Source organism: Faecalibaculum rodentium, assembly GCF_001564455.1.
Taxonomy (GTDB): Bacteria; Bacillota_I; Bacilli_A; order Erysipelotrichales; family Erysipelotrichaceae; genus Faecalibaculum; species Faecalibaculum rodentium.
Map to the genome: position 1 here is coordinate 761,728 of NZ_CP011391.1, position 22,971 is coordinate 784,698.

The following is a 22,971-nucleotide window of genomic DNA, read 5'->3' on the forward strand; positions in this document are numbered from 1 at the left end:
CGTATCCAGCCAGCGGGAACAGGGTCTGCAAATAGAGGAAACCGGGATACAAATCCAGGGGTAATGATTCATCGATTTGAGATATCCCGGATAAATGCTGTTTATCGTGTCATAAATTGGAATATTTAGAATGTCTGTCTACGTCGGTTTCGTCGTAACGATATGACGTGTTATCATTGAACTGTCTGTGGGAGGTAACAATCCATGCGAATGCGTGAACCATTTGAAGCGTATTTTGACGATTTTGACAAAGTAAATATTTATAAATCCAATAATTTTTTTGGCGGTAAAAGCCGCTTTTATCACCTGAAGGACTCCAGAGACCGGATCATTGAACTGGACCTGGTGACCAGATCTGAACTGCCGAACGGCTATGTACATTCCGTTCTGACTCCCCGGGAACCAATCGAAGTGGGAGAGGAATATTATGTATACGATGAACACTGTCAGAAGACACCCGCCGTTTATTCGCATATTACAAAAACGCCGAAGTTTGCGTCAGACTATGACTTTGATGGTGAACTGGGCCCCGTATATTCAAAAGAAGCCGTTGTGTTCCGCCTGTGGGCCCCCACGGCTCATCGGATCATTGTTTCGCTGAGACAGGGATCCCGTTCTGTGAGCCAGGAACTGGAACGGAAACTCAATGGGGTGTTTGAAGCCAGTATTCCAGGTGACTGGAACGAGGCAAGGTATTCCTTCATGATCCGCTGCAACGGAAAGTGGCAGGAATCTGTGGACCCCTATTCATTCTTTGGCGGCATCAACGGCAAGTATTCCATCGTCGTTGATCCCTCCACCCTGAATCTTCCTGACCGGATTCCTCTGCCGCCGCTGGAAAGCAATACAGATGCGATCATATATGAAGCCAGTGTCCGGGATATGACCAGCGCAAACAACATAGGGGTCCAGCATCCCTCCACATTCCGGGGATTCACCGAGGAAAGTCCCACGGCATGCAGCCGACGGACCGGGTTTTCCTATTTAAAAACCCTCGGTGTGACACATGTTCAGCTCCTGCCGGTGTTCGATTTCGGCAGTGTGGATGAATCGCACCCCGGGCTCTATTACAACTGGGGGTATGATCCCATGCATTTCCGGACCCTCGAAGGATCGTATTCCCTCAATCCCGACCGCGGAGCAGAACGGGTGCAGGAATTCGCCGGTCTTGTCCATGAACTGCATAAAGCGGGTCTGCGGGTCAATCTGGACCTCGTGTTCAATCATGTGTACAACAAAGGAGAGTTTGCCCTGGAGCGTCTTGTTCCGTACTACTATTTTCTGATGAACCAGAACGGCGAGTTTTCCAACGGGTCGTTCTGCGGTAACGATATTGACACGCAGCCCATGATGAGCCGGAGGTACTTTGTGGACACCTGCCGAAAAATCGTGGAACTGTATGACGTCGATGGCTTCCGCTTTGATTTGATGGGGATCCTCGATGTGAACCTCATGAATGAAATCGCGGCAGAATGCCGCAGGATCAAACCCGGCTTTATGGTGTATGGCGAGGGCTGGAATATGCCCAGCTTTGTCCCTCCTGAAATCCGGGCCACGCAGGAGAACCAGGCAAAGATGCCTGACGTCGGTCATTTCTCCGATCGGTTCCGGGATACCATCCGGGGCTCGAACGGAGACCTCGGCCAGAAAGGGTTTGCAAGCGGCAACATCGGGGCAATGTCTGATGTCATGAATGTCATGGCAGCCTCATGCAACGAGCACCGGTATGATTCCCCGGAAAAAGCCATCAATTACGTGGAATGCCATGATAACCACACGCTGTGGGACAAAAACAAAGTCGCCTGTCATGGCGAAGGCAGTGACCTTCGCGACAAGCGGCAGGTGTTTGCGAATGCAGTGGTTCTGCTCTCGCAGGGTGTACCATTCCTTCATGCCGGACAGGAATTCGGCCGGACGAAAGAAGGCGTCGGAAATACCTATAATCGCGGCGACAACATCAATCAGATGGATTATCACCGCAGGGACCGGCACAGCAGCATCGTACGGGATACCAGGCGACTGATTGAAATTCGGAAGCAGCATCCCTCCCTGCGGCTGCGGACTGCCCAGGAAATCGCAAATCAGGTGAAATTTGAGACCATCAGCGGACAGTGTCTGGTGTATCGAACCAGTAAGGATGCAGACAGCCTGATCAGTTTTCTCAATCCGACCGGCTCCTGGTTCCAGTATGATATCCATGAACTCGGTCATGTCCTGTTTGACAATGGAGATTCAAACCAGGAATATACCAGCAATCTTGTGATCGCACCGTATTCCGTTGTGATCTGCCAGCTTGGCGGCTGACCTGCACGCAAGACTTGAATCCGCCGACATCCTTGACGGACTGCCGGCGGCCTTTTATGATAATCAGTAAAACAGCTGGAACAAAAAGGAGGAACCATGGCAAAATTCTTTAAAGAACCATCCCGCACCTTCAGTGAATATCTTCTGGTCCCCGGATACACCGGACCTGACTGCACCCCTGATCATGTTGATCTCTCCACACCCCTGGTGAAATTCTCAAAAGGAGAAAAACCGGCCGTTACCATGAAAATTCCCCTGGTCAGCGCCGTTATGCAGGCGGTGTCCGGACCGGAGCTTGCCTGTGCCCTGGCAAGGGAAGGTGGTGTTGCCTTCATCTACGGGTCGCAGCCCATTGAACGTCAGGCAGCCATGGTGCGGCAGGTGAAGAGCACCAAAGCCGGTTTTGTAGACAGTGATTCCAACATCTCTCCGGATGCCACGATTGCGGATGTGATTGCCCTTCGCAACCGGACCGGTCATTCCACCATGGCGGTGACCGACAATGGCGAAAGAAACGGTACCCTGGTGGGAATTCTGACCAGCCGCGATTACAGAGAATCGCGGATCGACCGGAACACGCTGGTCAAAGATGTCATGACCCCGTACGAAAAGCTGATTGTGGGCAAAGACGGCATCACCTTGTCAGAAGCCAACGACATCATCTGGGATCACAAGCTCAATCAGCTCCCGATCGTGGATGAAAACCAGAAACTTGTGTCTTTTGTATTCCGAAAAGACTACGACAGCCACAAGGAATATGCCAACGAACTGCTGGATGCCGACAAACGGTACGTGGTCGGTGCCGGCGTCAATACCAGGGATTACAGGGAACGGATCCCGGCTCTGGTGGAAGCGGGAGCAGATGTCCTGGTCATCGATTCCTCCGAAGGATATTCCTGCTGGCAGGCCGAGACCCTGAAATGGGTCCGTGAACAGTATGGAGATACCGTAAAAATCGGTGCAGGAAATGTTGTGGATGCGGACGGTTTCCGCTTTCTTGCCCAAGCCGGCGCCGATTTCATCAAAGTCGGCATTGGCGGCGGTTCCATCTGTATCACCCGCGAGCAGAAAGGCATTGGCCGGGGTCAGGCAACAGCCACGCTGGAAGTCGCAAAGGCCCGTGACGAGTATTACCGCGAAACCGGGGTCTACATTCCGGTATGTTCCGATGGCGGAATCGTACACGATTATCACATCACGCTGGCGCTGGCCTTTGGTGCAGACTTTGTCATGCTGGGCAGATATTTTGCCAGATTTGACGAAGCCCCGAACAACCTGGTCACAGTCAACGGTAACTACATGAAGGAATACTGGGGAGAAGGCAGCGCCCGTGCCCGCAACTGGCAGCGCTATGACGTCGGTGGCGAAGGAAAGATGTCATTTGTCGAAGGTGTGGATTCCTACGTCCCCTATGCCGGCAGCCTCCGGGAAAATGTTGGCTTGACCCTGTCAAAGGTTCGCCACACCATGTGCAACTGTGGATGCCTCACAATTCCGGAACTGATGGAAAATGCCAAGGTCACCCTTGTTTCAGGAACCAGCATCGTGGAAGGCGGTGCGCATGATGTCATTGTGCGTGACGAAAACGTCAACGCCAAGCCGATGTGAACAACAGCAGGTTCATCCCTTCATTCAACAGATCTGTTTCGTGTGATCGCAAAACAGATCTGTTTTATGTTTTCGCATGACCCGGTCCGCTCTGGAGCTGTTCTGCCCATACCGTACTGGAAGAGAATCCGGTAAAATGAATGCTGATGGATGCTCATACAGATCTGCTGCTGGACCTGAACATACTGTCCAGAGCAACACAGAAGTATTATGACAGGCAGCTGCAGCCCTTTAACCTGACTTACGCACAGCTGCCCGTCCTGCTGATGATTTATGAAGGTGAAGGCATTACCGCCAACCAGATCGTCAACCAGGGTCAGTACGACAAAGGAACCGTAACGAAAAATGTACAGAAGCTGGAAGCACAGGGATACATAGAATCCTCTCTGTCCAGGACTGACAAGCGGCTGCGTCATCTCTATACCACAGATCTTGCGAAAACCGTGATTGCTCAGATTTATGCCATTCGCCGTGACTGGTGGAATCACCTGATGACAGCGATTCCCTGTGGGGAGGTACCGCTGTTTCTGTCACAGACCCGGGCTCTGGTGGAGAATGCGATTGTCGCTTCCAACACACAAAGCATGCCGCTCCTGTTCTATCGTATGGAACGTCTCTCAGCCCGGGCCTGGCCAGGGCGGCTTGCCATGGTCCTGCACGTCACAGGCTGTAATTTCCGCTGCCCGGGTTGTCAACAGAGGTCACGGATCATGCTGCCGGAAGATGCACGGCTTCTGGATCCGGGCAGCATCCGGGAGGAGATCGACCGTCGAAGCGGATTTGTGGATGGCATCGTGATTACAGGCGGTGAACCATTCCTGCAGAATGGTCTGATTTCCTTTCTCAGGGATCTGAAAGACAAGCATATTCCGGTCCGAATCAAAACCAACGGATTGTTTCCTGACCCCCTGGCCTGCTGTCTGCAGGAGGGACTTGTACAGGAAGTTTCTCTGGAGATCCGCAACGACCTGCGGCACTATGCAGCCAGTGCCGGGCTGAAGTCCTTTGATCCGGGGCCCCTGACCAGAAGCCTGAAACTGCTGGGGAATGCAGAAATATCCTGGGATGCAGTTCTGGAAGTGGACGACAGCTGGTTCCAGGATTCGGATCCCGGACAGCTGGCTGCACTTCTGGCGGATGCGGATCACATTCGTGTCATCAATCACAAAAGGACAGAACAGTGTGTGGATCCAAACCTCGGTCCCATGGATGAACACGGCTACAGAGACTGGAAAGAGAGGCTGGAGAAGTGAACTGGCAGGTGGTAAAACGGGATGGCACAGCTGTGGCATTTGATGTGGGAAAAATCATGAAAGCCATGGAAAAGGCATTTGCAAGCCTCGGGGATGTTCCCGACCGCAGCATTCTGCAGATGCTGGCTCTCCGGGTGAGTGCAGATTTTATGCCCAAAGTGTCGGACGGCCGGATTTCTGTGGAACAGATCCAGGACAGTGCAGAACGGATCCTGTCTCTGGCCGGATATGCGGAGGCTGCGAAGGCCTATATTCTTTACCGGAAACAGAGAGAACATGTACGGGCTCTTGAGGACAGCTCCAGCCGGTATGCCTCACTGACAAAATCCTATCTCGAGCGTCCTGAATCCACAGGAAGTCAGGAAATGGATGCCGTCTACTCTCTGGGCGGGCTGATGCTTTCCAATTCAGGGGAAGTGACCCGTCATTACTGGCTGGGTTCCATATTCGATGAACAGTCAGCCCGGGCGCACAACGATGGATGGCTCCATATCCATGATCTGGAAATGCTGGCACCCGGCAGTGCAGGCTGGGACATTCGGGGTCTGATTCAAAAGGGGCTCCATGTCAGGGGACAGATATCTTCCCGACCCCCGAGACATCTCAACGCACTTTGTGCCCAGCTGGTGAATTTCATTACCATCATGCAGAATGAATGGTCCGGAGCCCAGTCGATCAGTCATTTTGATACCTGCCTTGCTCCTTTCGTGAAAAAAGACGGCCTGCGGCCTGAACAGGTCAAGAGTGCAATGGAAACCCTGGTCTATGGCCTGAACACCCCCAGCCGTTGGGGGACACAGCCGGCATTCTCCAATGTGGTATTCGATCTTTGTGTGCCCCGGGAGTGGAAAGATGCAGAGGCGGACCCTGACAGTGGAATCCGGTATGGGGACTGTGAGCCGGAAATGCAGATGATCCGGGAGGCGTTCTTCAGCGTTCTTGCGGATGGAGATACAGAAGGCCGGGGGTTCCCCTTTCCAATTCCAGTGATCCGCATCGACCGGGCCTGTCCAGAGGAACGCGAAATCTTTGAGGCTGCTGCCCGATATGGAAATCCTGTCTTTGCAAGAAACAGTCCGCCGATGGAAGGCTTTTTCTCCTGGGAAGGGGGCCGGTGCAGTCTTGGGGCTGTGACTTTGAATCTCCCCAGAATTGCCTGGAGCAGCCGGGATGAAGAGAGCTTTTTCCGGAAACTGGAGGAAACTGCCAGACTTGCGGCCAGGATCCTGGAAACACGCAGGCAGGTGATCCGGCGGTTTTTCGACAGCGGTCTGTATCCATGCACAAAGGGATATCTGGAATCTCTGGACAGCGGCTATTGTGCCATCGGTGTCATCGGCATGAATGAAGCCTGTCAGAATGCATGTTTTATCCACCAGGATCTCAGGTCCGGACGCGGGCAGGCATTTGCAGTCAAAGTACTGCAGTTTCTCAGAGATATCACTGACAGCCTTGACCGGTTTGTGCTCATGGCTACACCTGCAGAAGGTGTATCTCAGCGGCTGGCGGAGCTGGATCTGCAGACTTGTCAGGGAATCAGAACGGCGGGTACTGCCGAAGCTCCCTATTATACAAATTCCTCCCAGCTGGCTGTCGATGCGACCGATGACCTGTTCGAAGCTGTCAGGATTCAGGAGAGACTGCAGCAGTTCTTTTCCGGCGGCTGTTTTTTCAGCATCCCCTACACCAGTAAGCTTGGCAGCCGGGAACTCGCTCTTCTGGAAAAACGTTTGCAGGAGAAAAGCTTCCTGCCTGTCTTTGCATTTTCCCCCACATGGTCGGTTTGTCCCAGGCATGGATTTTCTTCCGGCAGACAGGAAAGCTGTCCTGTCTGTCGGACAGAAGCAGAGGTATGGATTCGTGTTTCCGGGTATTATCGACCTCTCAGCCAGGTCAACAAAGCGAAAAAGCAGGAATATCAGGACCGGAAGGTGTATATGATCTGAATTCCTGACGAAGGTCCAGTAAAAGAGGAAGGTGAGAGGACCGGCAGATGCCGGATTCTCTCACAGCCCGCAGGGGGCTTTCCATTTCCTGTGTTCTCCGGTTTTTCTCTGTTCAGTGTTGACGAACCCTGCATGCTTTGGTATTATGAATGAGCACCGCCCGGATGGCGAAATTGGTAGACGCAGCAGACTCAAAATCTGCCGGCAGCAATGTCGTACCGGTTCGAGTCCGGTTCTGGGCACCATAGCATGGGGTGTTAGCTCAGCTGGGAGAGCGCTACGCTGGCAGCGTAGAGGTCAGGGGTTCGAACCCCCTACGCTCCACCATGCGAAAACAAGCCTTCAGGTCAAGCACCTAAAGGCTCTTTTTTTATACAGGTCATCCGTGATTGGGACTGTCAGACTTTCCTGCAGCCAAACCGGAGACTGATTCCGGCTGACTCCTGGCTGGATGATCATATCGGCAGTTCTTCACTGTGAATATGTTCAATGGACATGGTTCTGGCTTTGATACGCAGAATCACCAGAAACACAATGGAAGAAACGCCACTCAGAAACCAGATATACCAGGTGTGAGTCGTGGTAAACAATGACAGGGGATTGATTTCTTCCAGAATGTTGTCCCAGATCGCTTCGGAAAACATATCCAGAATCTGTGCATGTGCCTGCCAGGCATGGATGGCGATTCCCAGGACAAAGGTCAATGTCGAGCCCGCTGTATAGGGGATGCCCCGCCGCATTTCATAGATCCGTTTGCCTGTTTTCCGGGAGGTGCTTTCCCGGATCCGGACATCCCGGGTTTCCAGCCAGCCAGCGAACAGGGCGATGGGTGTGAGCACCGCCAGCAGCTGAAGATCCCCGGTCTCCCACTTCATGGTGATGAAAAACAGGACAACTGAATACAACGGTACAAACAGATTGTGCCAGCTGGAGAAGAGAGTGTATTTTCTGGCTTTTGCGACATTGTGTAAAATGAAAACAGTGAGTATCAGCAGCAATACAAGGTTCAGGAACATGTGGTATCCTTCCTTCCATGTCTTTATGGTAGGGAATACCGGAGAAACCCGGCAATTCCCTGACCTTGATGGCCGATCCCCCTGTATCCTGAGAAATGCCGGATTGTCCGGACTTTCAGAACCGGCTTGGGAAGCGGCGGCCAGTCTGGCATTGAGCAGGGTGGATTCGCAAACCCGGGGAATGGCGGCGGGATGGCTGGAAGAGACTGCTGACGGATGTCTGGCACTGCAGAAACAGTGATGGAACGGAGGAACAGATATGAAAGTGCTTGTGGGACTCTCGGGAGGAGTGGATTCCGCGGTTGCGGCCTGGAAACTGATGCAGGAAGGACATGACGTCACCTGCTGTTTCATGCGCAACTGGGATTCCCTGACCAATGCCGACATAGAGGGAAATCCTGACCTCACAAACGACATCTGCCCCCAGGAGCAGGATTACAATGATGCCCGGGCTGTAGCCGATCATCTTGGGCTGAAACTGCTGCGGGCTGATTTTATTCAGGAATACTGGGATCATGTGTTTCAGACATTCCTGAAGGAGTATGAAAGAGGCCGGACACCGAATCCGGATATACTCTGCAACAAATACATCAAGTTTGACTCTTTCTTTGATTTTGCCACGAGCCAGGGATTCGAGGCAGTGGCCACAGGCCACTATGCCAACAACAGACAGGAGGATGGCTTCGTCTGGCTGACCCGGGCCCAGGACCGGAACAAGGACCAGACCTATTTCCTCTGCCAGGTCCCTGAGAACAAAATCGCCAGAACGCTGTTTCCCATAGGCGGTCTGACCAAACCGGAGGTGCGCCGGATTGCAGAAGCGCTGAGGCTTGAATCCGTAGCTTCCAAGAAAGACAGCACCGGGATCTGCTTCATCGGCGAGCGGAATTTCCGGCTGTTTCTCTCGAATTATCTTCCCATGAAGCCGGGACCAATTGTGGATATCGACAGCGGAAACGTACTGGGAGAACACCAGGGGGTGCTGTATTACACAGTGGGTCAGCGCAAGGGACTGAATATCACTGCACACAAAGGTCCCTGGTTTGTTGCTGGCAAGGATGTCAGCCGAAACGAGCTGTATGTCTGTCATGTCGATCATCAGGACTGGCTCCTTTCAGATGCCTGCCTTGTGGAAGATATCAACTGGATCGTGCCAGATGACTGGAATATTCCGGAAAAACTGACAGCGAAGTTCCGATACAGACAGCCGGACCAGGAGGTTCAGGTGACGTGTCTGGACAAAACAACGGCTCTGGTGAAGTATCCCCAGGGGATACGGTCTGTGACAGCCGGACAGGAGGCAGTATTCTACGACGGTGACCGGTGTCTGGGAGGAGGGACCATTGAAGAAGTATTCTGGAATGGCCGGTCTGTGCAGCAAACCATTGCTTCAGCTTTGAACCGGTCTGATGCGTCCGGATATCCGGACCCGAACGGAAACAGCCCGGAACCAGAGGAAACACATGCCTGAAGAAACCCGCACTGGCCGCCTTGAACATATCATTTTCCAGAATGAAGCCAATTCATACGTAGTTGCCTCTTTCTATGATGAATCAGACCGTCATTCGTTCACAGGTGCAGGGCGGCTTGCGGATCCGGAGGAGGAACAGGTATATGAACTGACGGGGGAAGAAGTTCATCACCCAAGATTCGGACGGCAGTTCAGGATCCTGACGGGACGGAGAAAACTTCCGGATGAATCCGAAGCCATTATCCGGTTTCTGGCCGGGAAAGCCTTTCCGGGAATCGGAACCGCGACTGCAAGGATAGTGGTGGATACACTCGGTGAAGACTGCCTGGAAATGATCCGGCGAGATGCCTCGATCCTGCAAAGGGTCCCCAGTCTCAGTAAAGCAAGGCAGGAAATCCTGGTCCAGGGACTGCGTGACTACGCAGGGGACAGTGAAACGTATATAAAACTTCTGGAATGGGGAGTCGCACCCAGACAGATCGCGCTGCTGCAGGATCATTATCAGGATGTCCTGAAGGTCCTGGATGAGAATCCATTCCGGCCGCTATATGAAGTGAACGGATTCGGGTATCAGTCCGCTCTCAAACTTGCGGATGCCCTGAATCTCAGGGAAGATGACTTGCGGCGCCTGGATGGTCTTCTGTTCCGCAATGCAAGAGAGTTGTCCATGAAAACCGGAAGCACCTGGCTCTCCATGGCGCGCATGTGGGACAGTGTCCAGGGACTGGAGCCTGAGATATTCGAAGCCGCCCTTGCACGCCTCGAAACAGCAGGCGCTCTGGAACTGGAAAATGGCCGGATTTATCCCTTCGGTTTATGCAGCGAGGAAAAGGAAATTGCGCGGGGCATTGCCAATCACATGTTTGACGTGGATCCGCCGGACAGCAAAGACCTGGAAACACGCATCCGGCAGACAGAGTTTTCACTTGGAATCGAATACGATGTCCGGCAGAAAGACGCAATTCGTGAATTCTTTTCCCGCTCCGTGCTGGTCCTCAATGGCGGTCCAGGAACCGGAAAGACAACTGTGGTCCGGGCAATCCTGTCCATTGCCCGGTCCCTGTATCCCGATATGGTCATTCAGCTGGCGGCCCCGACGGGTCGCGCTGCAAAACGGCTAGCAGCATTGTCCGACAACGATGCCCGGACCATCCATTCACTCCTCAGATGGAACCTGGAAGAGAATACATTTGCGAAAGGACCGTCCGATCTGCTGGAGTGCCAGATCCTGATCATTGATGAATCCTCCATGATAGATACACATCTGTTTGCCAGCCTGATCCTGGCACTGCCCGATGACTGCCGGCTGCTGCTGATCGGCGATGAGGACCAGCTCGAAAGTGTTGGTCCCGGCAGAGTGTTCCAGGACCTGATTGATTCGGGGCGGATCCCGGCTGTGCATCTCGAACGGATCTGGCGGCAGTCGGAGGGGTCGGGAATCATCACCCTGGCCAGGGAGATCCGGGATGAAGAGACCTGCACCTGGGAAGATGGAGTCACTTACCTGGATCTTCCCGAAGAGCGGATCCTGGATGCGATTCTGGAGGATGTTGATCCGGAGATGGATCCGGACCGGTTCCAGGTCCTGGCTCCCATGTATAAAGGGGCAGCCGGAATCGAGGCAGTCAACGAAGCCCTGCAGAACGTATTCAATCCCCCGCGTGCCGGGTGCCCGGAGCTGACGGCAGGTCCTGTGACATTTCGAAAGAATGACAAAGTCATGCTTTTGAAGAATATGCCCGATGAAGATGTCTTCAATGGAGATATGGGTGTGATATCCGGCATCGATTCCCGAACCCGGACCATAACCGTTGATTTCGGGGAGACGGAGGTGGATTTCAGCAATGACTTTCTTTATTACCTCTCCCATGCCTGGTGTGTATCCGTTCACAAGGCACAGGGCTCGGAATATGACAAAGTCTACTGCATCACTTCCTGCAGGAATCAGGCCATGCTGAGCAAAAAACTGCTGTATACAGCCATCTCGCGGGCGAAAAAAGAACTCATTCTTCTTGGGGATCCGGGTGTCTTTCGAAGCAAAGTCCGGCAGAAAACGAGAAATCACCGGATGACGACATTGAAAGAACGTCTTTGGGAATACATTTCCCTGCAGCCACTGGAATCTGATTCCTATGATTCCCGGAACCTGGAAAACAGCTGAGAATTTCAGGGAACAGGAGCCGATTCTGAACAGACCGTCACCCGGGCTGTCCCCGGCTGCGGCACATTCAACAGTATCCATTAACCCGCGGTCACCGCAGGGTTGCATCCGGGGTACCGGCATGGTACCATCCCTCTATACGGCGATGAAAAAGAGGAGTACGGATTGCAGGCAGGCACAGAGACGAAGCGGCAGGTGAAAGCTTCGGCTGCAGCATCCCGAAGGCTGCTTGGGAGCCGGCCGCTGCCAGCGTTATGGGCAATCGAGTGCATCCCTGAAAAGGGGTGAACCGGGATGGTACCGCGTTTCAAGACGTTCCTGGACAACAGGACGTCTTTTTCTTTTCCCGGAAAGTGCCGGAGTTCTGGCAAATTGGCTCATGCAGAGTCACAGCCTCGTCAAAACAGACACCCTGCTTGATTCAGCCCGGACAGCCTGCTACAGCTTTCTCTTTTTCAGACAGGAGGTAGACATGAAACAACTCACCGGAAATCAGGTCCGTCAGATGTTCCTGGATTATTTTGCATCCAAAGGTCACATGATAGAACCAGGGGCTTCGCTGGTCCCTGACAATGATCCGACACTGTTGTGGATCAACGCAGGTGTTGCGGCTCTGAAAAAATATTTTGATGGTTCCGAGAAGCCCGCCAGCAACCGGATTGCCAATGCGCAGAAAAGTATCCGGACCAACGACATAGAAAACGTGGGCAAGACTGCCCGGCATCATACTTTTTTTGAAATGCTCGGCAATTTCTCCATCGGCGATTATTTCAAAGAGGAAGCGATTCCTTTCGCCTGGGAGTTCCTGACAAGCCAGGACTGGATGGGCATCGACAAAGACCGGCTGTATGTGTCTGTATATACCGATGATGACGACGCCTACCGGATCTGGACGGAGGTCTGCGGTGTCGATCCTTCCCACATCCTGAAAACGGATGAAAACTTCTGGGAAATCGGAAAAGGCCCGGGTGGACCGGACAGTGAGATTTTCTTTGACCGCGGCCCGAAGTATGATCCTGAGGGGCTGGGAGAACGTCTGTTTTTCGAGGAACTGGAAAACGACCGCTACATCGAGGTCTGGAATGTTGTTTTCTCACAGTTTGACTGCGATCCCGAACTCGATCGGAAAGAATACCGTGAACTGCCGCAGAAGAACATTGATACAGGCATGGGACTGGAACGTCTGGTGGCGCTGATCCAGGATGGCGAGACGAACTTCGATACAGATCTGTTTCTGCCAATCATTCATGCGGCGGAAGAACTCACAGGGGTGCCTTATGAAGGCGACAGCAAAATGGCATACCGTGTCATTGCGGATCATATCCGGACATTGACATTTGCACTTGCTGATGGCGCGTCATTCTCCAACTCCGGCCGAGGATATGTGCTCCGCCGTGTCCTTCGGAGAGCAGCACGGTTCGGACTGAAGCTGGGAATGAACGAACCTTTCCTGTATAAGCTGGTTCCGGTCGTGAATTCTGTGATGGAGGATTTCTATCCCTACCTCACTGAGTACACAGAACAGACACAGCGGAGGATCCTGAAGGAAGAACAGTCTTTCCGCAGGACCCTGGAGACCGGGCAGAGTCTCCTGGATGACGCAATGAAGGAAGCTGCCGGAACTGGCCGGCTTCCAGGCGAAATCGTGTTCCGTCTCTATGACACATATGGATTCCCCTACGAACTTACGGCTGAGATAGCGGATGAAAACGGCCTGACGGTTGACCGCGCGGAATTTGATGCCCAGATGCAGCAGCAGAAGGAAAGAGCCAGGAATGCACGCAATACAGAGGAATCTTTTGCGACACAGCACGAAGATCTGATGAAGTTCGAACAGCCCAGTGAGTTCATCGGATACGATATCCTGGAATTTCCGGCGAAGGTCGTCGGTTTGTTCCGGGAGGGCAGACTGGTGGATTCCCTGGAGGACGAAGGCCAGGTTGTCCTGGACAAGTGCTGCTTCTATGCCACCAGCGGCGGTCAGGTGGCTGATTCCGGCCGGCTGTTCAACGAGGAGATGGAAGCTGAGGTCACAGATGTCACGAAGATCCGCAACGGTCAGCATGTCCTGACGGTGAAGCTGAAGGATGGGATTCTGGAAACCGGTGACGACTTGATGCAGGCTGTGGATGCAGCGAGAAGGCTCAAAACCACAGCCAACCACTCCGCCACTCATCTGATGCAGTCTGCTCTGAAAAAAGTGCTGGGTGAACACATTCACCAGGCCGGCAGTTTTGTGGGCCCGGATTACCTGCGGTTTGATTTCTCACATTTCGAAAAGCCGACGTCGGAACAGCTGCGTGAAGTGGAACGGATCGTGAATGAATACATTGCGGACCGTTATCCGGTATCGAAGGAAATCATGGATATCGAAGATGCAAAGAAGTCCGGTGCCACCGCGCTGTTCAATGAAAAATACGGTGACAAGGTGCGGGTGGTCACCATGGGCGATGTCTCAAAGGAATTCTGTGCAGGTTGTCATGTAAACAACACAGGGGAAATCGGAGTTCTGAAGATTGTCTCCGAGGAATCCATCGGTTCGGATGCCCGTCGCCTCACGGCAAAGACCGGATTTGCGGCATATGAAGAATTTGCGGGTGAAGACCGGATGCTGAACAACATCGCTGCCAGTGCACGCCAGAAGTCTTTGAAGAAGATCGATGACAAAGTGGCTGCTGCGTATACACAGATCCATGACCTGAACAATGAGGTCAGCGATCTGAAAAACCAGATATTCCAGCTCAAGAGCGATCAGTGGCTTTCTTCGGCCAAAGAAATCGCAGGGCGTCCTGTGCTGATTCGGAAGGTGGAAGGCATGGATGGCCGTGAAATGAAAAACCTCGCAGCTATGCTGAAGAAGAAGGATTCGGACATGGTGGTTTTCCTGGCTGCCGATGCAGGCGGAAAGCTGGTCTTTGCTGCAGGCGTCGGGGATGCAGCTGTGAAAGCCGGGAACAATGCAGGTCAGCTGGTCAGGGCGGCTGCGGAAGTGACAGGCGGAAAAGGCGGGGGCAAAGCCGATCTGGCTCAGGCCGGAGGCCGGGATGCCGCGAAACTCGATGAAGCCTTTGAAACAGTGGCTTCCATGATTCGCTGACAGCCGGGATCAGAAGCTGGAGAGGGGCGTTTACAGAGGACAGCAATGAAGCTTGTCCGCCTGGCTGTGGTCGACAGGAGGATATCCTGTTGTCAGCAGTAAATCCCTTTATTTTCCAAAAAGCAGAAGATAAAATGAACATATAGGTCAGGAGGTCTCATCATGCGCGATATCACTGAAACAATGACATTCACCACAGAGGAAATTCGTCGGGAAAACATCAAGGCGGTTCTGCGTGAAGTCAGCGAGGCACTGGAGGAACGGGGCTACAACTCTGTAAACCAGATTGCCGGATACCTTATCAGCAATGATCCGGCGTATATTTCGTCACACCGAAATGCGCGAAATCTGATCCAGCGTATTGAACGGTACGAGATCATTGAGGAACTTGTCCGGGCCTATCTGGAGAAATAAGCAGTGGAACGGTTGATAGGGCTTGATCTTGGAAGTGTGACCTGCGGAGTGGCCATCAGTGATCCGCTGGGAATGATTGCAAGATCGCTGACGACAGTTCGCTTTCCGGCAGACAACTATAAACAGTGTCTGGCTGAAGTGCTGAAGATACTGGAGGAACATAAGGTCAAAACAGTGGTTCTGGGGCTGCCGAAGCATATGAACGGTGATATTGGTGTCCGTGGACAGATTTCGCAGAAATTTGCCAAGATGCTGGAGGAACATGATATAACCGTGCATCTTTGGGATGAGCGTCTGACCACTGTCAGTGCCGAACGGATCCTGATCCAGGGCAATGTATCCCGGAAAAAACGGAAAAAAGTCATTGATCAGATGGCGGCAGTGCAGATTCTGCAAAGCTATCTCGATCGTCAGAACGGAGGCTTCTAGTCTCCGTTTTTGCTGTTGACTGTCAGTGGCTCCGTTTGCGACCGGAGATATCGTGAAGTGATGACACAGGGTGTACCCTGGATTGAGTGACAGGGTTATGTGTGCGATAATTTGAATTACAGGACTGTTTGCAGAAAATGCAAAGTCTGGAAAGGAATGATTTTATGTTGGACTCGAACTGCCTGTATGTCACAGATGAAAATGGAAATGAACAGAAAATGACGATTCTGTTCACGTTTGACAGCCAGGACCTGGGAACACAGTATGTGGTATTCCAGCGCGAAGGTGCGGTGGATGGTGAGGTATTTGCCTCCCGCTATGATGAAGAAGGAAACCTGATGCCTATAGAAAGCGATGAAGAATGGGAGATGGTGGAAGAAGTCATCAACACGTTTGCCGAGGACGAGGAGAATGCCGGCTAAGCGTCCCCGCAGAAGAAAACGGATCCATTGGGGACGGGTTGTACTGCTGCTGGTGGTTGTCCTGATGGCCTGTGCCGGTGGCTGGTTCTGGTATGAACTGCAGCCTGCAGGAGGCTCACGGGAAGCAGAGATCGAGGTGAAGGACGGAGAATCTCTGGATGCCGTTTTTGGGTCCCTGCAGAGCGAGGGCATCATCAGAAACGCAAAGGTTCTGGGACTGTATACAAAGATTGCCGGGCAGCCGTCCTGGTATGCCGGGACATACAGTTTCAATTCGGATATGACGACTGACGAAATCCTGCAACGTCTGGATGACCCTGAACAGGCCAGAGCCAGCCATGTGTCGGTAACGATTCCGGAAGGCTGGTGGGCAAAGGAAATTGCTGCGCGACTGTCCGAACAGTTTCCGTATACAGCCCAGCAGTTTCTGGATGCATGGAATGATCAGGCGTATATTGAAACGCTTGCCTCGGAGTATCCGTTTCTGAACACTGCATCTCTTGACAACCCGGATCTTCGGGTAAAACTGGAGGGGTATCTGTTTCCGGATACCTATCAGTTTTCACCGGACAGCTCCATTGATCAGATTACCAGAACATTCCTGACGCAGTTTCAGAAAGTCTGGGAGGAGAACAGAACCGGATTTGAAGCATCCGGCAAGAGTGTGGAAGAAATCGTGACGCTCGCAAGCATTGTTCAATTTGAATCCGCCTCAAAAGAAGATATGGCGAAAATTGCCGGAGTGTTTGAAAACAGGCTCAATCAGGGGATGATGCTGCAGTCTAGTGTGACTGTCTGCTATGCTTTGTATGATCAGTTTTCGGATCCCACGGCTTGTGAAACGCAATATGACATTGAATCTCCGTATAATACATATCTGATCCAGGGACTCCCGCCAGGGCCGATTCTGAATCCTGGCAGGGAAGCAATTGAGGCTGTCCTGCACCCCGAGGAAAGCGGGTATCTGTTCTTTGTAGCAGATATTCACAACGTAAAGTCAAATCCGGGACAGGTGTATTATGCAAAAACGTTTGAGGAACACGAGCAGCTGATGCGCGAGCTCGGTCTTGTGATTGAATAAGGAGGAACCATTCATGGCCAGCAATGAAAAATTTTATGTTACCCAGGAAGGATATAATGATTTAGAGCGGGAGCTGGAAAATCTGATCCATGTCGTGAGACAGGAAGTAATCGTTGAGCTGCAGGAAGCCCGGGCACAGGGTGACTTGTCGGAAAATGCAGACTATGATGCAGCGCGTGATCATCAGGCTCAGGTCGAAGCCCGTATCCGGGAACTGGAGGCTCTCCTGAAAAAAGCCGAGATCATTGACGAATCTCAGGTAAGAAAAAATGCAGTGGTTCACATTGGCTCCGAAGTGACTCTGAAGGACCTTTCGGATGGGTCGGTGAATACGTATACGATCGTAGGTACCATCGAAGCCGATCCCTTTGAAAACAAGATTTCCAATGAATCTCCGGTGGCAAAAGCCATCATGGATCACAAGGCAGGAGATACGGTGCACATCGATAAGGTTCCTGTTCCGTATGATGTTGTCATCGAAGATCTCAAGTAACATACAGTCAGCCGGTTGAACATCCTCAACCGGTTTTCTTATTGGATAGTGCGTAAGCTTTATATCCGGGCTGCTGAGATGGAGTTCAGTCTGATTGCCGTAAAACCCGGGGATTTGGAAAAAGAGAATCATTCACCGATTGAAGAAAAAGGGCTGATAAGAAAACTTCTCTTGCGTATGTGTGAGGGGAATGGTATTATAAGTGAGCTGCAAGCGGTTTGGATAAATCAACAAGTCATAACACATAAAAGAATAAAAAGTTTAAAAAATGTGTTGACAGACTCTTGCGGACGAGTTAAGATATAGGAGTGCTGAGGGGCACAGGCGGGCTTGACAGCCCGGCCGGTCATTCAGTATCTTTGAAAAGCTTGTGACTTCATCAGAAGCTGCAGGCGATGGAAGCATCTGTCATGGATGCTGACGCTCTTTGAAAACCGGACAGGAAAAACGAAGTAAATACAAGACGATACAACGTCGATTCTTTGAACCTGAAAAACAATCATGAACACAAGACGCAAAGCGTCTGAGTACAGATCAAATGGAGAGTTTGATCCTGGCTCAGGATGAACGCTGGCGGCATGCCTAATACATGCAAGTCGAACGAGAGACCTTCGGGTCTCTAGTGGCGAACGGGTGAGTAACACGTAGGGAACCTGCCCGCGCACCGGGAATACGCTCTGGAAACGGAGAACAAATCCCGATGTACAGGAAGGAGGCATCTTCTTTCTGTGAAACATCCTCTAGGGGATGGGGCGCGGATGGACCTGCGGTGCATTAGTTTGTTGGCGGGGTAAAGGCCCACCAAGACGATGATGCATAGCCGGCCTGAGAGGGCGGACGGCCACATTGGGACTGAGACACGGCCCAGACTCCTGCGGGAGGCAGCAGTAGGGAATTTTCGTCAATGGGCGCAAGCCTGAACGAGCGATGCCGCGTGAGTGAAGAAGGCCTTCGGGTCGTAAAGCTCTGTTGCGGGGGAAAAAAGGCAGCATCAGGAAATGGGTGCTGACTGATGGTGCCCCGCCAGAAAGTCACGGCTAACTACGTGCCAGCAGCCGCGGTAATACGTAGGTGGCGAGCGTTATCCGGAATGATTGGGCGTAAAGGGTGCGCAGGCGGTCCTGCAAGTCTGGAGTGAAACGCATGAGCTCAACTCATGCATGGCTTTGGAAACTGGAGGACTGGAGAGCAGGAGAGGGCGGTGGAACTCCATGTGTAGCGGTAAAATGCGTAGATATATGGAAGAACACCAGTGGCGAAGGCGGCCGCCTGGCCTGTTGCTGACGCTGAGGCACGAAAGCGTGGGGAGCAAATAGGATTAGATACCCTAGTAGTCCACGCCGTAAACGATGAGGACCAAGTGTTGGGGGTGAAACCTCAGTGCTGAAGTTAACGCAGTGAGTCCTCCGCCTGGGGAGTATGCACGCAAGTGTGAAACTCAAAGGAATTGACGGGGGCCCGCACAAGCGGTGGAGTATGTGGTTTAATTCGAAGCAACGCGAAGAACCTTACCAGGCCTTGACATGGGATGCGAAGATGCAGAGATGCATCGGAGGTCAACATCCACACAGGTGGTGCATGGTTGTCGTCAGCTCGTGTCGTGAGATGTTGGGTCAAGTCCCGCAACGAGCGCAACCCTTGTGGCATGTTGCTAACAGGAAAAGCTGAGGACTCATGCCAGACTGCCGGTGACAAACCGGAGGAAGGCGGGGATGACGTCAAATCATCATGCCCCTTATGGCCTGGGCTACACACGTACTACAATGGCGGCTACAAAGAGCAGCGAGACAGGGATGTCGAGCGAATCTCATAAAAGCCGTCCCAGTTCGGATTGGAGGCTGCAACCCGCCTCCATGAAGTTGGAATCGCTAGTAATCGCGGATCAGCATGCCGCGGTGAATACGTTCCCGGGCCTTGTACACACCGCCCGTCAAACCATGGGAGTCGGTAATGCCCGAAGCCGGTGGCATGACCTCATTAGAGGAGTGAGCCGTCGAAGGCAGGATCGATGACTGGGGTTAAGTCGTAACAAGGTATCCCTACGGGAACGTGGGGATGGATCACCTCCTTTCTAAGGAGAAAGTACAGGGGAAAAGGAAAAAGAGCAGAGTGGTTCCTGTCCGGTTTTGGAAGAGTGTCTTCCAGGGTCGATCTTTGAAAACCGTACAACGATATGAAAGACAACAGAAGGTCTGAAGTAAAGTTGTGGAGAAATAGAAAGAAACTGAGAGAAAGAAAAGAACAGAGAAGAAACAGTTCTGAGAAAAATATCTCGAAGAAAGCACGAAAAACGTTTGAGAGAATCAGATCAAGCAAGGAAGGGCGCAGGGAGGATGCCTGGCCACACTGTACTGAAGAAGGACGTGCCAAACAGCGAAATGCGACGGTGAGCCGTAAGGAGGCAAAGACCCGTCGGTGTCCGAATGGGGGAACCCGGCAGCCAGAAGGCTGTCATCCCGAAAGGGAGAGGTACCCGGGGAACTGAAACATCTAAGTACCCGGAGGAAAAGAAAACAACAGTGATTCCCCGAGTAGCGGCGAGCGAAAGGGGAGGAAGCCCAAACCGGAGAGATCCGGGGTAGTAGGACCGTCAAAAGAGTGGGAAAGACACAGCAGAATGTACAGGGAAGTACAGCCAGAGAGAGTGAAAGCCTCGTAAGCGAAGTGTTAGACGCATGAGACGGGATCCTGAGTACGGCGGGACACGAGAAATCTTGTCGGAAGCAGGCGGGACCATCCGCCAAGGCAAAATATACAGTGTGAGCGATAGAGAACGAGTACCGTGAGGGAAAGGTGAAAAGAACCGCGGGAGCGGAGTGAAAGAGAACCTGAAACCGTGTGCCTGAAAGAAGTCAGAGCCCGTCAAAGGGTGATGGCGTGCCTTTTGTAGAATGAACCGGCGAGTTGTTCCATGGTGCGAGGTTAAGTCGGAAAGGACGGAGCCGAAGCGAAAGCGAGTCTTAAGAGGGCGGAAGAGTAGTATGGAGCAGACCCGAAACCGGGTGATCTAGCCATGGGCAGGTTGAAGCAGAAGTGAAATTCTGTGGAGGACCGAACCGACTACCGTTGAAAAGTTAGCGGATGACCTGTGGCTAGGGGAGAAATTCCAATCGAACCCGGAGATAGCTGGTTCTCCCCGAAATAGCTTTAGGGCTAGCGTCGGAGGATGACAGACGGAGGTAGAGCACTGAACGCATGATGGCCCCATCCCGGGGTACTGAATGCGATCAAACTGCGAATGCCGACTGGGAGGAATCCGGCAGTGAGACTGTGGGTGATAAGGTCCATGGTCGAGAGGGAAAGAGCCCAGACCGCCAGCAAAGGTCCCAAAATACTGGCTAAGTGGAAAAGGATGTGGGGACGCACGGACAGCTAGGAGGTTGGCTCAGAAGCAGCCATCCTTGAAAGAGTGCGTAACAGCTCACTAGTCGAGTGGCCCTGCGCCGAAAATGTACCGGGGCTTAAGCCAGGTACCGAAGCTGCGGATGTATATGGAAGTATATGTGGTAGGGGAGCGTTGCATGCAGGAAGAAGTATGACGGAGACGGCATATGGACAGCATGGAAGAGAGAATGCCGGTGTGAGTAGCGAGATGCAGGTGAGAATCCTGCACACCGAAAGCCCAAGGATTCCAGGGGAAGGTTCGTCCGCCCTGGGTAAGTCGGGACCTAACGTGAGGCCGAAAGGCGCAGCGGATGGAAAGCAGGCGGAGATTCCTGCACCCGTATATGGAGCGAAGGAGTGACGGAGAAGGCAGATGCGACCCTCTTACTGGATTGAGGGCCAAGCGAAGCAGGTGGTATCCAGGCAAATCCGGATACGGAAACCAGAGCGTGACGGGTAAGCGAAAGCGGAAGGCGAGTAGCGAAGCGCATCGAGTCAGCTTCCAGGAAAAGCTTCTAGTGGAAATGCATATACGGCCCGTACCAAAACCGACACAGGTGGGCGCGCAGAGGATGCGAAGGTGAGCGAGAGAACTGTTGCCAAGGAACTCGGCAAAATGGCCCCGTACGTTCGCAAGAAGGGGCGCTCGAAAGAGCCGCAGTGAAAAGGCCCAAGCGACTGTTTAACTAAAACACAGCTCCCTGCGAAGCCGCAAGGCGAAGTATAGGGGGTGACACCTGCCCGGTGCTGGAAGGTTAAGGCAAGCTGTGAACCGCGAGGTGAAGCAGTGACCCGAAGCCCCAGTGAACGGCGGCCGTAACTATAACGGTCCTAAGGTAGCGAAATTCCTTGTCAGGTAAGTTCTGACCCGCACGAAAGGTGTAACGATTTGGGCGCTGTCTCGGCAGCAGACTCGGTGAAATCTTAGTACCTGTGAAAATGCAGGTTACCCGCAACTAGACGGAAAGACCCCATGGAGCTTTACTGCAGCCTGGTATTGGGTCCTGGACAGCCATGTACAGGATAGGTGGGAGACTTGGAAGCGAGTACGCAAGTATTGGTGGAGTCGCCGGTGGGATACCACTCCTGGATGTATGGGGCCCTAACCCGTGTGCCGAGAGGGACAGGGGAGAGTGCCAGGCGGGCAGTTTGACTGGGGCGGTCGCCTCCCAAAGAGTAACGGAGGCGCCCAAAGGTACGCTCAGGTTGGATGGGAACCAACTGAAGAGTGCAAATGCAGAAGCGTGCCTGACTGCGACAGAGACAACTGGAGCAGGGACGAAAGTCGGGATTAGTGATCCGGCGGTGCCGAATGGAAGGGCCGTCGCTCAACGGATAAAAGCTACCCTGGGGATAACAGGCTGATCTCGCCCAAGAGTTCACATCGACGGCGAGGTTTGGCACCTCGATGTCGGCTCATCGCATCCTGGAGCTGGATTCGGTTCCAAGGGTTGGGCTGTCCGCCCATTAAAGCGGTACGCGAGCTGGGTTCAGAACGTCGTGAGACAGTTCGGTCCCTATCTGTTGTGGGCGTCGGAGATCTGAGGGAAGCTGTCCTCAGTACGAGAGGACCGGGATGGACCTGCCGCTGGTGCACCAGTTATCATGCCAATGGTAGAGCTGGGTAGCCAAGCAGGGAACGGATAAGAGCTGAAAGCATCTAAGCACGAAGCCGGACCCAAGACGAGATCTCCCATTCTGAAAGAGAAGTAAGACCCCTTGAAGACTACGAGGTGGATAGACCAGGGATGGAAGTGCAGAGATGCATGGAGTTGACTGGCACTAATCGGTCGAGGACTTGATCTAGAAAGAAGCCCGCAGCTTTGCGGAAAGACAGGAAACGAAAGACATATCGTGTATGGTTTTCAGAGAGTGACCTGGAAGAGATGATT

The 22,971-nt window shown here is 52.8% G+C and carries 14 protein-coding genes, 2 tRNA genes and 2 rRNA genes; 17 read left to right on the top strand and 1 reads right to left on the bottom strand.

Going from position 1 to position 22,971, the window contains the following annotated elements; translation table 11 throughout:
- Positions 1-204: 204 nt before the first annotated feature.
- The 6 genes from pulA to aalo17_RS03830 all read left to right on the top strand — a co-directional run bounded on the left by pulA (position 205) and on the right by aalo17_RS03830 (position 7,438).
- Positions 205-2,304 carry a type I pullulanase gene (gene pulA / locus aalo17_RS03805; RefSeq protein ID WP_236940505.1) on the top strand — a complete coding sequence of 700 codons (2,100 nt, stop codon included), beginning with the start codon at positions 205-207 and terminating at the stop codon, positions 2,302-2,304.
- A 96-nt stretch (positions 2,305-2,400) separates the two neighbouring features.
- Positions 2,401-3,912 (top strand): IMP dehydrogenase, encoded by a 1,512-nt coding sequence (locus aalo17_RS03810; protein ID WP_067555797.1) that lies wholly within the window; start codon positions 2,401-2,403, stop codon positions 3,910-3,912.
- Positions 3,913-4,058: 146 nt separating this feature from the next.
- On the top strand, positions 4,059-5,165 hold the full coding sequence (locus aalo17_RS03815; protein ID WP_158507703.1) for a MarR family transcriptional regulator: 1,107 nt from the start codon (positions 4,059-4,061) through the stop codon (positions 5,163-5,165).
- Positions 5,162-7,111, top strand: a complete 1,950-nt coding sequence (nrdD, locus tag aalo17_RS03820) for an anaerobic ribonucleoside-triphosphate reductase (RefSeq protein ID WP_082743227.1) — start codon at positions 5,162-5,164, stop codon at positions 7,109-7,111. The genes aalo17_RS03815 and nrdD overlap by 4 nt, the downstream gene beginning before the upstream one ends.
- A gap of 158 nt (positions 7,112-7,269) precedes the next feature.
- Positions 7,270-7,356: transfer RNA gene (locus aalo17_RS03825), tRNA-Leu, on the top strand.
- A 6-nt stretch (positions 7,357-7,362) separates the two neighbouring features.
- A tRNA-Ala gene (locus aalo17_RS03830) sits at positions 7,363-7,438 on the top strand.
- 128 nt (positions 7,439-7,566) lie between these two features.
- Here aalo17_RS03830 and aalo17_RS03835 read toward each other — a convergent pair.
- Entirely contained in the window at positions 7,567-8,127 is a 561-nt protein-coding gene (locus aalo17_RS03835) for a hypothetical protein (protein WP_067555804.1), read from the bottom strand.
- A gap of 259 nt (positions 8,128-8,386) precedes the next feature.
- On the opposite strand from aalo17_RS03835, the gene mnmA reads away from it, so the two are divergent.
- From mnmA to aalo17_RS03890, 11 genes are all read left to right on the top strand, one after another.
- Positions 8,387-9,598 carry a tRNA 2-thiouridine(34) synthase MnmA gene (mnmA, locus tag aalo17_RS03845; RefSeq protein ID WP_082743228.1) on the top strand — a complete coding sequence of 404 codons (1,212 nt, stop codon included), beginning with the start codon at positions 8,387-8,389 and terminating at the stop codon, positions 9,596-9,598.
- Complete coding sequence (gene recD2 / locus aalo17_RS03850) at positions 9,591-11,759, top strand: SF1B family DNA helicase RecD2 (RefSeq protein WP_067555809.1); 2,169 nt, start codon at positions 9,591-9,593, stop codon at positions 11,757-11,759. Before mnmA ends, recD2 begins: the two co-directional genes overlap by 8 nt.
- Before the next feature lie 472 nt (positions 11,760-12,231).
- Positions 12,232-14,856 (top strand): alanine--tRNA ligase, encoded by a 2,625-nt coding sequence (gene alaS, locus aalo17_RS03855; protein ID WP_067560079.1) that lies wholly within the window; start codon positions 12,232-12,234, stop codon positions 14,854-14,856.
- 162 nt (positions 14,857-15,018) lie between these two features.
- Positions 15,019-15,270, top strand: coding sequence for an IreB family regulatory phosphoprotein (locus aalo17_RS03860; protein ID WP_067555813.1), 252 nt, complete (start codon positions 15,019-15,021; stop codon positions 15,268-15,270).
- A 3-nt stretch (positions 15,271-15,273) separates the two neighbouring features.
- Positions 15,274-15,699, top strand: a complete 426-nt coding sequence (gene ruvX / locus aalo17_RS03865; RefSeq protein ID WP_067555816.1) for a Holliday junction resolvase RuvX — start codon at positions 15,274-15,276, stop codon at positions 15,697-15,699.
- 164 nt (positions 15,700-15,863) lie between these two features.
- A complete protein-coding gene (locus aalo17_RS03870; protein WP_067555819.1) occupies positions 15,864-16,121 on the top strand; it encodes a DUF1292 domain-containing protein in 258 nt (85 codons plus the stop codon).
- Positions 16,111-17,202 carry an endolytic transglycosylase MltG gene (gene mltG / locus aalo17_RS03875; RefSeq protein ID WP_067555822.1) on the top strand — a complete coding sequence of 364 codons (1,092 nt, stop codon included), beginning with the start codon at positions 16,111-16,113 and terminating at the stop codon, positions 17,200-17,202. The genes aalo17_RS03870 and mltG overlap by 11 nt, the downstream gene beginning before the upstream one ends.
- A 13-nt stretch (positions 17,203-17,215) precedes the next feature.
- On the top strand, positions 17,216-17,695 hold the full coding sequence (greA, locus tag aalo17_RS03880) for a transcription elongation factor GreA (protein WP_067555825.1): 480 nt from the start codon (positions 17,216-17,218) through the stop codon (positions 17,693-17,695).
- Positions 17,696-17,710: 15 nt separating this feature from the next.
- Positions 17,711-18,001, top strand: a complete 291-nt coding sequence (locus aalo17_RS12575; protein WP_145907503.1) for a hypothetical protein — start codon at positions 17,711-17,713, stop codon at positions 17,999-18,001.
- 229 nt (positions 18,002-18,230) lie between these two features.
- Positions 18,231-19,766, top strand: a 16S ribosomal RNA gene (locus tag aalo17_RS03885).
- Positions 19,767-20,001: 235 nt separating this feature from the next.
- A 23S ribosomal RNA gene (locus tag aalo17_RS03890) occupies positions 20,002-22,885 on the top strand.
- The 16S and 23S rRNA genes sit together here, the layout of an rRNA operon.
- The last annotated feature ends 86 nt before the right edge of the window (positions 22,886-22,971 follow it).